Origin of the sequence: Okeania sp. SIO2C2 (assembly GCF_010692625.1) — a bacterium.
In the GTDB taxonomy this organism is placed as follows: domain Bacteria; phylum Cyanobacteriota; class Cyanobacteriia; order Cyanobacteriales; family Microcoleaceae; genus Okeania; species Okeania hirsuta.
The window spans coordinates 26,968-39,721 of record NZ_JAAHGM010000015.1; the positions used below are offsets into that span (position 1 = coordinate 26,968).

Consider the following 12,754-nt stretch of genomic DNA (forward strand, 5'->3'; position numbering starts at 1 on the left):
GATTTTTTGGTTATCAATACCACAAGTTTACCGAATAATTAATAATTAATAATTAAATAATTCTGGTTTAAAGCCTCCCCTTTTAAGGGGAAAAAAGCGGTCGATCCAATCGACCATTTGTAGACGCGGAGCTGCTTGTCTTGAGTATCCCCGATCATACGCCTTGAGAGCTGACCGCTGACTGCTGACTGCCGACTGCTATTTTCAACCAGAGGTAATTATCAATTATCCATTATCAATTAATTAAAAATATTTTTGTAACATTTGCTGCAATTTTCTCACTGACATTCTGGGAGAGGGACGTGGTATGAATTGTTCAGTTGTGGTATCCGCTTCACAGACAGAAAGTACGGGCACTTCATATTGATATGCTTGAAACCAATCATTACGGGTGGTAATGTCTCTAATCTCTAAGTCGAATTTAAAGGGGTTTTCAGAGTCTTTCAGTATTTCTTCGAGTTTTTCTTGGAGTCCTTCGCAAAGATGGCAACCTGGTTTACTGTATAAAATTAGGTTCATGGTTTAGATTAAATTTTTTAGTTTACTCATTTTAGAGTGCTTGGAGTTCAAAAGTATATATCGTAGGGAGTAAGGAGTAGTTCCAGACAGAAAGATATATTAATTTCTGCTTTGTTTGCTATAAATTTAGACAATTTACCTTTTCCCTTATGGGTTTAATATCCCACCTTACAGAGAATGCCAATGGGTTTGGTAGTATGAGAGTCCCTATCCACAGAATTCTCAATCACTCATTGACAGCTGGCTACTAGCTACTCACTATTGACTATAGCAGTCGCCATTACTGTATTCGATATATCAAAAGCTTAAAACTCAGATAACACAAGATTTTTCCTTCTTTCCTAGATAACTAAAGCCTTCTATTTTCTTCAATGGATTTAAATTTGATCCCCTTGACATAAACGCTGCAAAATTTTGCTACGAAAAGCTTGTAATTCTATAGAAGGTTTCTTAACTTTAAATACTTCTGATAAAGCGTCAGACCATAAATTACGTTCAGCAAAAAATTGAAATCTAGCAAAAGCGATCGCTTCTTTTGTCGCTCCTTGTTTGTTTAAATCTTGATCGAGTTTGGCTAAACCTTGAGTAATAGTTTCATGTTCTTCCACATCCATAATGCTAAAAGTTCTTTGTTGCATACCACCAATAGAATCTTTATCTTTACTCTCAAATGTTCTCCAACGATAAGTATTACCAGGTTCTAATTCTTCCCCAGTATAATCAACTATTTCTTCATTTTCTTGAATGTCAAAAGTCCACAAAACCTGATAGCTATTAGAGGGACGAATCTCAATTGTGTTTAATTGTCCTTGCCAAATAAATATAGGACGAGTATTCCAAATTTTTCCTTCGACCTCTATTAGACCAGGAGAAACTAAACATAACTTGCCTCTGGTACCACCATCTTTTAAGTCCACTGGTGGGTCTTCATCGGATTGATTAAATACATCTTCAAAAGCTTTTTCCCAATTCTCATTAGAATTATTTTGTACTTGAGTAGTTTCTGATATTACTCTTGGTAAATGTAAAGGCGTTGTTATTGTTAATGCTAAGAAAAATAACACCAGGTTTAATTTTTGATTGATCATAATTCTCGTTAATATAATTTAATTACAATTTTTATGAGTATTTATTCTTAGTTGAACAGAAATTATATCAAACATAGTTATAGCAATCCTAAATAGGTCGTGACAAATAAAAAAGTAAATAAAAAAGATGAAACTCTTGCCAGTTAAGTGTTCCCAGTTAAGTGTTCCCTAAAAAGCAGTAAGATTTTTGACACGAATAAAATAGGGTTGCTATAGTTAACTATACTATTTCCCTTTTCTCAATACAGATGATTTTCATAAATTCATATTATTTCAATAGTTAAAAAATGTTAAGACTATCATTACATTCTACCAATTAATGGATTTAAATAAATTTGATGATTTTCAATACATGAATTACCATCTATTAAAAGGTATCTTAAGCTTTACTACAATATTATAGGCTAACTTTCCTGTAACTTTCCCGTCTTGCATAAGCTATTCTTACCCATAAATAGAGTCTTATATATACATCACTTTAATCAGGAACTTATCTACTTGTTGGAGATCAAGATATTGTTGGTGGCGATCGCTCCTCAAAACAACTCAAAAAGCCATCGCATCTCATCATATTTTTGTAAGCATTCAGCAGTCAGCTATCAGCTTTATTATCTTTAAAGGAGAAAAAAGCAATTTTATCAAAGCTTTAGAGTACGAATCTTTGTTTGAGAATGTAGTAGAAATTAAACGAATGCTTGCTTCATTCATTAAAAAGCTTATAGCTGAGAGTTATATCATGTCCGGATAATTAGTTATAAAAAAACTTTCTCCTTCTTCTCCTGTTGTTCTTCTTTATTACCTCTTTCCTCCTGACTTCCCCTCCTGGGAGGGGTTAGGGGTGGGTTGACTCCTGACTCCTCCGTAGTTATTTATTTATCACTGTTTAACCAGACATGATATTAATAGCTGAATGCTTACATATTTTTTCAGCAATAGACATCTCCAAAAATCAAAAAAAAAATCAATTATCGTACATAAATTATCAGTTATTTCCCCCTCCATACCTATTCCCTATTCCCTATTCCCTCTTTTCTGGAGATGTCTAATAATATTACAGGACTTACGCACGGACACTAAATCCAGTGAGGGTGCCATTCAGAGCTTTGTGGAGCGCAAATGCCATTTGCTTCGCATAACTATCGTTAACGCCCCTACAGATGGTGCTTTAAAAGTCAATTTGCGTAAGTCCTGATTAATTATCAGGTAGTGTACTCAGCGTTAATTTTCACATAATCATAACTCAGGTCACATCCCCAAGCTTTCCCACTACCACCACCATCGCCAACTTTGACAGAAATTAACACAGTATCATCCTTCAAATATTCTCCTGCTGCTCTCTGTTTCAAATACTCGCTAGCAGCAGCTCGGTCAAAATCTAAAGGTTGACCATTTTCCATCATCAAAAAGTCTCCCAACTTTATCTGTAACTGCTCCTGCTCAAACTTCACTCCAGCGCGACCAGCAGCTCCGGCAATTCTTCCCCAGTTGGGGTCGCGACCAAAAATAGCTGATTTTACCAGAGAAGATCCGGCAATAGTCTTAGCAATTTTATTCGCAGATGCTTCATCAGATGTTCCTGTAACCTGAACTTCCATCAGACAAGTTGCCCCTTCTCCATCACGAGCGATCGCTTTTGCAAAATATACACAAACTTCTGTCAACATCGCCTCCAACTTTTCCGCCTCCACCCCCGCATTAGTAATAGCAGAGGTGCGAGATTGACCATTTGCCAAAGCAATTACTGTATCATTGGTACTCGTATCCCCATCAACAGTAATTTGATTAAAACTACGATTAACTGCTCTAGTTAACATCTCTTGCCATAATGGAGGAGAAACTGCTGCATCACAAGTTACAAATGACAGCATTGTTGCCATATTCGGATGGATCATGCCAGAACCTTTGGCAATGCCACCAATACGCACCGGGCGATCGCCCATTTGAGTTTCCAGAGCAATTGACTTTGTGACTAAGTCTGTAGTAACAATAGCTTTTGCTGCTGCTTCTCCCCCTTCGGTGGAAACTGTAGAGACTAACTGGGGAATTGCTGCTTTGAGAGCATCCATTTTAATTCGTTTGCCAATAACTCCAGTAGAAGCTAGTAATATTGACTCTGGAGAAATATTGAGTGCTTTCCCCAATGCTTCCGCGCTTTCCACAGCATCCTGCCAACCTAAACTTCCAGTCACAGCATTTGCTTGCCCAGCATTACACAAAATTGCTCTAGCACTTGGTTTAGCTTCCAGCTGTTGCCGACAGTAGTCCACACAAGCAGCTCGTACTTGACTTGTCGTGAAGACTCCAGCTGCGATCGCATCTACATCTGATAAAATCAAGGCCAAGTCTTGTGCTCCAGAGGGTTTTAACCCCGCAGTAACTCCTGTTGCCCGATATCCTTTGGGAGCTGTTACTCCGCCAGTTATTACTTGCCAGTCTGACATTTTTCTTTCCTTGATTTGATAATTGTGCTGACTGGTAATTATAAATTATTTGGGGGGTATTACAGACTAAACTTCATCATAAACCTAGATTTTCATTTGAAGATAAAAAAATCAGTCGCAACTTCCTTTGATGGATATCTCAAATTATTATTGATATTTCCTTGTCTGAGATATTCCATCAATCCTAATCTTTGTGGCTACTCCCACAAAACCTTGCTATCATAAACTAAAGCGTTCCGTTTATCCTTCAGTTTCTGTTCTTCAATAATTACTGCCTCCATTTCCTCTACAACCTGCTCGGAAACTCCCATTAAACCTGCCATTTTCCGAATTGCTGCTTTTTCTAGATCGTTATATTCTGCATCTGCAGAACATGCTTTTATTGCCCAATAGACCACACCTTTTTTCCCTTTCTGCACTATTGGACTACGGGACAGAATATCTGCAATATCTTCATTAGCATCGTATGCTCTCCCTGCCTCAATTATAGACATAGGCATTTCCCGACAAGCTGCAAAACCAAGTGCCCACTCGCGCTCTGCTTCGCTAATGACAGCATCACCTTTAGTACAGACCAACAGCGCCTTTAACAAATCCAATCCTTCTTCATCACTGAGATATGTATCAGAAGACCATCCCCATTGTTCTTTGATCGCCCAACGGGAAGCCATTTTTAGTAAAGTATCTTCGTTACTCAACTTCTTAAATCCTTGAAAAACAACAAACGCCGCTATTATAGCAGCTATTAAGACATTTGTCAAGGTTTGAGAATTGTAACTTAAAAGCTACTGGGAAAAGGATTTCAGGCAAAATAATCTCCTTACTTATCTTCACTTAACACGGCAACCAGACTGCCATGTAAATGTGCAACATGGAGGACGCGATCGCCTGCGGATTTTGTTATATCAATTCTTAAAAGTAATGCGATACTTAGGCAACACTTCAGTTATGAAGTTATTAACACTAACTTTATCATTTTTTGCTAATTACCAGCCCAGTTAATGTTAATTATTCTTGTGCTTACTTCTCCCTGTACGGACGCCGTTATGCAACGTCCCTACCTACTTCCCTACTCCCCTACTCAAGAAAATGTAGAAAAGTTTTTGAGAAATGGTATTATATCATGTCCGGATAATAGCGCGGTCGAAAAACCTTTTCCCTTCTAACCTTTTCTTTCCTTCTGCCTCCTGCCTCCTGCCTTCTGCCTTACCTTCTCCAAAGTGTAACTATTCAACCGGAGATGATATTACACCACTTTTGTTTTCAAAAGTTTTTACTGAGTTAATTTAACCATCCCAATTTTCTTGCCCAATTTCCAGCAGAATATATAGGCTTCATAAAACTCTCAACTACAACCTTAAACCCATAGACCGCACGACCCCTTAGACCAGCTTTAACAACGATGACACCATTGAAAGGACTCACTGGTAACTTTGCGATTAGTTTTTTAGCTAAGGCTTCCTTCTGACCTGGTCCTCGCAAACGAAACTGAGTAGCCTGGGTAGGACCATATACCATACGCAGCCATAGATTAGGATGTAAGAAGAAGTATTTCCACAACGGGGGTTTGCATCCAATTAGACCTGCTAGTTCGTCGATGTAAATATGATAATCAACCAAGCTTCGTATGCGAGCAGCATTATGTTCAAACTGTTTTAAATATTTCTCTCGATCTATAGATGCTACCTTTTCCATTTCTTTAGAACTTGGAAGTTCCCTTTCCCCAGTGCAGATCGAGGCGAAAAATCGGGCTTGCATTTCCGAAAGAGGAAACTGACTTCCCAGAGCAGGACGCGCCCATCCTATCCAAGCGATTTTGTCTCGATACCGGGGATGAAATATATGTTTGTAGAGAGTCCGAGGGTCAGTTTCTTTCAGTTCGTCGGGAAGGAAAGACACATAATTTTTGTAACCAGTACAAAAAACTACTGCATCCACATTTTCCAGAATTTCCCCATTGGCAGCTACTAGGACTCTGCCTCCATCTTCTACTTTCAATATTTCGCCGACGACTTTACACCCATGCTCTACAATTGCCTTGGGTAAAGAGAAATTTTTAGTTCCATAGACCCCCCAAATTCCGTTTTTGCACTTAACCTTTTGATTGAGCTTAACTGCAGCTTTGTACATTGGATCGTTGAAACTAAACCATTTTTGCGAGAGGAGTTTGCTCAAGGTACGCCCGTATTCCCTGGGTAGTCCGTACACGCCCCTATGACTAGCATTGTCGAGAGCAAAACCACCTCTTTTCCTGGGTATTATCCACCCTGCTGAATTGCGAATGCTGACCCAACAGTTATTAGCAACACGGGATATTTCTAAGGTTATGTCTGAAGCTGACTCTCCGCCACCAACTACTAATACGTTTTTGCCGACAAAGCGATCGCCGTTGCAATATTCCTGGGAATGGGAAAACTCGACATTAGTTAATAAGTCTTTCCACTTTGGATAATGAGGGATGCTGTTGTTACCTATGGCTAATGCTACTCGTTTTGACAGCAGAGTTTCTCCAGATTCTAGTCTAACTTGCCATACTCCCTCATCTTGGGGAGTGACTGCCATGACTTTGGAGTTGAAACGGATTTTCTCAAAAACGCCAAAATGTTTGGCATACCTTGTCCAATAGTCAATTGCTTCATCCTTTGTCCAGAATTTGTGCTGATTGCCATCACCTATCCAGAAATCAGAAAACATACTAAACGAGCAAGAGGTAGTCAGAACTAAACTATCGTAAGCTTTAGAATAAACGCCTCCTATCTTTTCAGTTTGCTCCAAACATACTACTTGCTGCAATCCTCTTTCAAGTAATTCTTTGGTAGTAACTATACCTGCTACACCTACTCCAATAACAATGCAATCTAACACCAGATTTAACCTCCTATTATAATTAAAATCCATCAGTTATTTTAGTTAATCTATTAGGACTGACGGATAACCACCAATTATGGTAGAGGTGAATCGCCGTTCACCTCTAAAAATAGTGTATAATTTAATCTTTGCCGTAAGTCCTGTCTATATTTCTCGATCTTTCACTGCTTCAATGATACTAAGCTCTGATTCTATTGGAACTATTTTAGTAAGTTTGAATCCCGTCGTTTTTAATAATTTTCTATATTCAGTCTCACTTCGCACCCTTCCACCGGGAGTCATTATTAACATATTCATATCTATAAATTTACCCATAAAAGGGTCGTTTCCTGGAGGAATGACTATCTCGACTATTAATAGAATTGCTTGTTCTCCCATTGTTTGATAACAGTTCTTGAGAATAGCGATCGCCTCTTCATCACCCCAGTTATGAATAATATGTTTCATCATATAAGCATCCCCTCCAGTTGGAATAGCTTTAAAAAAATCCCCTTTTGCTAGTTGCAGGCGATTTTTAACTCCCATACTTACTAGGAAATCAGATGCTCTATCAATCACATTAGGTCGATCGAACAACACTCCAGTCATATTCGGATAAGCTTGCAAAATAGAAGATAGCAATCTACCATTACCACCACCCACATCAACCAATTTACGAATAGATGAAAAATTGTAACTACATAAGATAGTAGGATTTACAATTCCTGAAAATTCTGTCATAGCTTGGTCAAAAGTTTTTGCTGGTACAGGGTTTTGCTGCAAAAATTCGTAAATATTCATACCATACAAGTTCTCAAAAGCATTCTCACCTGTTTGTATACTAAACATCAAATTTCCCCAGGTTTGATAATGCTCTTCTCCAGACATAATTGCATAAGCATTTAAAGAATTAGGAACATTGCTTTGCAAATATGTTGCTAGTGGAGTCAGACAAAAATAGTGCGGTTTAGTTTCAGCAAAAATTCCAAAACTTGCTAGAGTACGTAACAATCGATAAATAGCATCTTTGTTAGTATTCGTTGCAATTGCCAAAGTATCACTATGTTGTTCTCCATCTTTAAGCAGATCGGCAATTTTAAGTTTAGCTACTATATAAATACATTGTGAAATTTGGTAGCTTCTAATCATACCTAGTAGAGTTGTTGGAGATGGAACTTGGTTCAAGTTGGTTGGATAATTTGATGGAGTCATTTCAGTTATCAGTTATCAGTTATCAGTTATCAGTTATCAGTACCGACTGCTGTTTGCGCAGCATGACCTAGGAAAGCATGAGGCATCGAAATACTGAAGTTTAGTTTCTCTTGATCTATTGGATATGGCAAAGTTTCTTCGCCATCCCACTCTACGGGAAGCTCCGAAGATCGACCGCTTTTCATCCCCTTGTAGAGCGACACTCGCGACGCATTCAAGGGGAGACTATTGACCCTATTTTTTTGTCATCAGTATATAACAAAAGATATGAGTTAAATTGTAGCTAAATATAACCTTAAAAAAAATTAGTCGCAACATTTTACAGGAGGTAAAAAGTCGCGACTCTTGAGTCAAAAACATTATTCAATTATTAGGAAAATATTTTTAACTCATAGAAGCATGACTACGGTCATAAGTAGTGACAAAACTAGGATGAGGTTTTCCTTGAATATTTCCCCAGTAATTATCTGCTTCCACGCCCACTTCTGTAGCGGTGCGGTTCAGCATAGACTGTTGACGATTTTTCACTAGGTTGTGATGACGGATCATTAAAGAACGAGCTTGATTTTCTACATACATATTTTTCATTCTCCTGTTGCTGACTTTTAATTTTCACTCTAGCTCATAGAAGCATGACTACGGTCATAAGTAGTGACAAAACTAGGATGAGGTTTTCCTTGAATATTTCCCCAGTAATTATCTGCTTCCACGCCCACTTCTGTGGCGGTGCGGTTCAGCATTGACTGTTGACGATTTTTCACTAGGTTGTGATGACGGATCATTAAAGAGCGTGCTTGATTTTCTACCGACATATTTTTAATTCTCCTGTTTGATTAACTGTTGTTTGTTAAAGATTAATGATGATGGCAAGAAAGAAAATAAATTAGCTCATTGAAGCATGACCACGCTCATAATTTTTCCTAAAGCTAGGCTGTACTTTTCCTTGAATGTGGCCCCAATAGTTACTATTTTCTAAGCCCACTTCTACAGCTACTCTGTTTAGCATTGACTGTTGACGATTTTTTACTAAGTGGTGGTGACGTACCATTAAAGAGCGTGTTTGAGTTTCAGTAAACATATTTGATTTTCTCCCCTAATTATTGAACTTATGTTTGGGAAGCTTTTTTCCCTTACATTTTTATATTAACTAAAAATTCTGTAACTTTTGCTACAAAATGCTAATTATTTACAAATCTTTATTTTTATTAGTTATAAACGCTATATGTAGAGTTGCACTATATTAAATTTATATATGTAGTGTTTTTGTGCAATTTAGAGCGTGTCTGGTTGAAAAACCATAGTGCCGCTACGCGGAAGTTAAAAGTCAAAAGTCAAAAGTATTGCTTAGTAAGGCTTTTAGGATTTTGTAACTGGTCAGTTATTTCCGCCATCCTGCAATAGTAATATCATCAGGACTTACGCACTGACAATAGATGTAGGGTTGGTGCGTTACGCTACCGCTAACACACCCTACTGGCGCGTCAAGCTTGAAATAGTGTTTTAGGAAAATTCTCCAAACCTTAATCATAGCAAGAATTATACTAAAAAATTTAATACATCATTTTTAGCTTGACGCGCCACTACTGGACTATATTAAATTAATAAATATTTTTGGCGCTAATGTAAAAGGCAGAAAGCAAAAGGCAGCTATGCCGAAGGAAAGGTGAGAAGGGAGAAAGTTTTTTTTGTTACTAGACATCTCCAATACAGCGCTTTTGCTAATTTATGAACCACATCTTCACAAACAAAACCTTGTAGGGACTAACCATAGGAAGGTCCCTACTGTGGTCTACCCAAATGAAAACCGCTGTAATAAAAAAGAAAGTTGATTATCCCACATAAATCATCAATTATTTCCCCCTACTCCCTACTCCCTACTGCCTACTTCCTACTCCCTCTTTTGACTACTGAAAAAGTGGTTTGTACACTCGATAGTTGATTTGAGGAAAAATATTGTCGATCACCTCCAGCTTTTCCAACCAACCTGAATCAATCTTTCCCTGTAGAATCTCTTCATACAGCTTATTAAAACGCATCAAATGGGACCTTGTTCTCCGCACAGCATAAGAAACCATAGTACCCGTACTCATAATAAAAGCCCAATCAGAAGATTGAGCCAGCAAAAGTTCTCTGGCAGCTTGATTTAATGCCCGCAACTCCAACTCATCTGCTGGTGTTCGTCCCGCCAACTCAATCATTCGCTCTGCAGTAGTATGTAGATGAGGATAAATCCAAGAGTTAGTATTATTGAGCCAATATTCATGGAAACCCTTATATCCCCAACTAGACTGTGCTGGAAGACAAACTTGATGTTCTGGGTGTTTCTGCAAATAATCCGCTAAATGAGTCATCCGATAAGTACTTTGGTCATACCAAGTTTTACGGAAGAGGAAATCCAAAAACCAAGGTCCTTCATACCACCAGTGACCAAACAACTCAGCATCGTAGGGAGAAACAATAATCGGGAGTTGCTCCATAATATGGTACAAATGCTCAACCTGGCGTTCCCGATTAAACATAAAATTGCCAGCGTGTTCCGCAGCTTTTTCCCTGGCCCAGTACGGGTCGTAAAGTTGTTTATCTCCTAATCCCAAGCCACGACCTGTAATCTTGTGATATTTAATACCAGTATTCTTCCTCTGGCCATTAGGCATAATATAAGGTTTAATATATTCATATTCTGCTTCCCAACCTAAATCTTTATAAAACTCTCGATATTCTGCGTCTCCTGGATATCCTACTTGGGAAGACCAAACCTGTTGAGAAGATTCATGGTCTCTGGAAAAAACAGCTACTCCTGTTTCTGTAAATATAGGAGCATAACTACCAAATCTAGGCCGTGGTCGAGCATAGAGTACGCCGTGGCTATCTGTTAAAAAGTAACGTATCCCAGCATCTGCCAACATTCGCTCCAGACCTTCATAATAGGCACATTCTGGCACCCAAATTCCTCTGGGACGACGGCCAAAATTTGCCTCATAATCTTGACAAGCAACTTCTATTTGTGCCCAGACTGCCTCCGGATACATTTTCATTAGTGGAAAGTAACCATGAGTGGCCCCACAGGTCATAATTTCTAGGTTATTGCTGTCTTGAAACTGTTTAAATGCAGAAATTAAGTCGCAGTCGTAACGTTCCCAGAGTTCTCGAACATTATTGAAGTGGGTGGCGTAATGTTCTGCAAGGTAGCGGATATGACCGTTATGGAGATTGTGGTCATATTCTTTTTCTGCTAATTCTTCAAGTAAGCTTAAATGTTGTTCATAGCGTTCTTGTAATAGTGGGTCTCGTAGCATAGACACCAATGGTGGTGTGAGACTCATTGTAATTTTAAAGTCCACACCATCTCGTTTTAATCCCTCAAACATTTGTATTAGAGGGACATAAGTTTCGGTTATTGCTTCAAAGAGCCACTCTTCTTCCAGGACATAATCACTTTCTGGATGTCTGACAAAAGGTAGATGGGCATGAAGAACAAAGGCGAGGTAGCCAATAGCCATAGTTTTTAAGGGTAATTAATAAAAGGGCGAGTTAAAATTGAAAATATTTACAATGTTTTAAGATTGTAAGGGTAAAGGGCACAAAAGTTAACTAGCTATGAGCTATGAGCTATGAGCTATCAGCTTTTATCAAAATAATTGGGTCGTGCCACCCCGCCTTGATTGGCGAAATATTTTTGGAACCTTCCTCAAGTCCCCGTTACAAAAATAACTTCTGACTTCGTTAAATGTCGGATGGCCTTCGGAGGAGTTGAAATCTCCTTTCCGTTCTGGAATGCTCCTTCAACAATTAATAATTAGGGCTTGCTGATTAAATCTAAAAGCATTGACATATAAAGACTTTAGCCTTTTTGGAGCCTTTAAAAAGTGCGCCTGTTTCAGTCTAAAACGCTCAAAAAGTTAATATTTTAGGCGCATAGTTGGACAGAAAAATCAAGGGACAATTCTTACTTCTACCTCCTCGTTCATTCCCATTTCTCCTGTCTCCTGTCTCCTGTCTCCTGTCTCCTACCCCTACTAAAAACCTATCTATATTGATATACGGTGCCATCAGGTAAGATTGCACCGTTGAGCTGGGCATCGATGAAGCTAGCATTACTAATATCAGTGTCCCGCAAATCTGCTCCTCTTAAATCGGCATTCCAAAAAATGGCTTCTGTGAGGTCTGCTCCGCGTAAATTGGCCTCTTGAAGATTTGCCCCCCAAAAGTTAGTAGATTTAAGGATAGACTTTTGTAAGTTAGCTTCTTGTAAGTTGGCGCTCTCGAATTTTGCCCCTGTTAAATCTGTGTTGGTAAAGTTGGCTTTTTCAAGGTTTGTACCAGAGAAGTTAGCATTTTTTAATACAGAACCAGTCACGTTCATTTTCTTATAATTAGAATCACTGAGATTTATATCGGAAAGGTTGCAGAAAAAACATTCTTTTGAACGTTTTAAAATTCGTACTTGCCACTTTGTATATGCAACTACAGGTGTAGCAAAAGCTATGGAAAATAATAGGGTTGTTATTAATATTTTAAATTTCATTTTAGCCATTAATATTTGAAGACAAAATAAGCTTTAGATAGCTAAGTTTATTATAGCAACCGCTCTGACTAGCAGAAGGAAAAAGGAAGAGGGAGGAAGGAATAATAAGGAAAGATATTGCT

General features: G+C 38.3%; 13 protein-coding genes. All 13 read right to left on the reverse strand.

Going from position 1 to position 12,754, the window contains the following annotated elements; all coding sequences use genetic code 11:
• Positions 1–243: 243 nt before the first annotated feature.
• Positions 244–519, reverse strand: a complete 276-nt coding sequence (locus F6K18_RS14830; RefSeq protein WP_287521868.1) for a glutaredoxin family protein — start codon at positions 517–519, stop codon at positions 244–246.
• 377 nt (positions 520–896) lie between these two features.
• A complete protein-coding gene (locus tag F6K18_RS14835; RefSeq protein WP_287521870.1) occupies positions 897–1,607 on the reverse strand; it encodes a hypothetical protein in 711 nt (236 codons plus the stop codon).
• A gap of 1,199 nt (positions 1,608–2,806) precedes the next feature.
• Positions 2,807–4,048: a bifunctional ornithine acetyltransferase/N-acetylglutamate synthase gene (gene argJ / locus F6K18_RS14840; RefSeq protein ID WP_287521872.1), complete on the reverse strand. Its 1,242-nt coding sequence runs from the start codon at positions 4,046–4,048 to the stop codon at positions 2,807–2,809.
• A gap of 197 nt (positions 4,049–4,245) precedes the next feature.
• Entirely contained in the window at positions 4,246–4,809 is a 564-nt protein-coding gene (locus F6K18_RS14845) for a hypothetical protein (protein ID WP_287521874.1), read from the reverse strand.
• Positions 4,810–5,329: 520 nt separating this feature from the next.
• Positions 5,330–6,913, reverse strand: coding sequence for an NAD(P)-binding domain-containing protein (locus F6K18_RS14850; protein ID WP_287521876.1), 1,584 nt, complete (start codon positions 6,911–6,913; stop codon positions 5,330–5,332).
• 147 nt (positions 6,914–7,060) lie between these two features.
• A complete protein-coding gene (locus tag F6K18_RS14855; RefSeq protein WP_287521877.1) occupies positions 7,061–8,107 on the reverse strand; it encodes a methyltransferase in 1,047 nt (348 codons plus the stop codon).
• Between the two features lie 29 nt (positions 8,108–8,136).
• Complete coding sequence (locus tag F6K18_RS14860) at positions 8,137–8,292, reverse strand: hypothetical protein (protein WP_287521878.1); 156 nt, start codon at positions 8,290–8,292, stop codon at positions 8,137–8,139.
• Positions 8,293–8,491: 199 nt separating this feature from the next.
• On the reverse strand, positions 8,492–8,686 hold the full coding sequence (locus F6K18_RS14865; protein WP_287241103.1) for a hypothetical protein: 195 nt from the start codon (positions 8,684–8,686) through the stop codon (positions 8,492–8,494).
• Between the two features lie 38 nt (positions 8,687–8,724).
• Entirely contained in the window at positions 8,725–8,919 is a 195-nt protein-coding gene (locus F6K18_RS14870) for a hypothetical protein (RefSeq protein ID WP_124144159.1), read from the reverse strand.
• A 71-nt stretch (positions 8,920–8,990) separates the two neighbouring features.
• Complete coding sequence (locus F6K18_RS14875) at positions 8,991–9,185, reverse strand: hypothetical protein (protein ID WP_124144160.1); 195 nt, start codon at positions 9,183–9,185, stop codon at positions 8,991–8,993.
• An 826-nt stretch (positions 9,186–10,011) separates the two neighbouring features.
• On the reverse strand, positions 10,012–11,607 hold the full coding sequence (locus tag F6K18_RS14880) for a glycoside hydrolase family 57 protein (RefSeq protein WP_287521879.1): 1,596 nt from the start codon (positions 11,605–11,607) through the stop codon (positions 10,012–10,014).
• A gap of 391 nt (positions 11,608–11,998) precedes the next feature.
• Entirely contained in the window at positions 11,999–12,157 is a 159-nt protein-coding gene (locus F6K18_RS14885) for a hypothetical protein (RefSeq protein WP_287521880.1), read from the reverse strand.
• Positions 12,132–12,641: a pentapeptide repeat-containing protein gene (locus F6K18_RS14890; RefSeq protein WP_287521881.1), complete on the reverse strand. Its 510-nt coding sequence runs from the start codon at positions 12,639–12,641 to the stop codon at positions 12,132–12,134. Before F6K18_RS14890 ends, F6K18_RS14885 begins: the two co-directional genes overlap by 26 nt.
• Between the last annotated feature and the right edge of the window lie 113 nt (positions 12,642–12,754).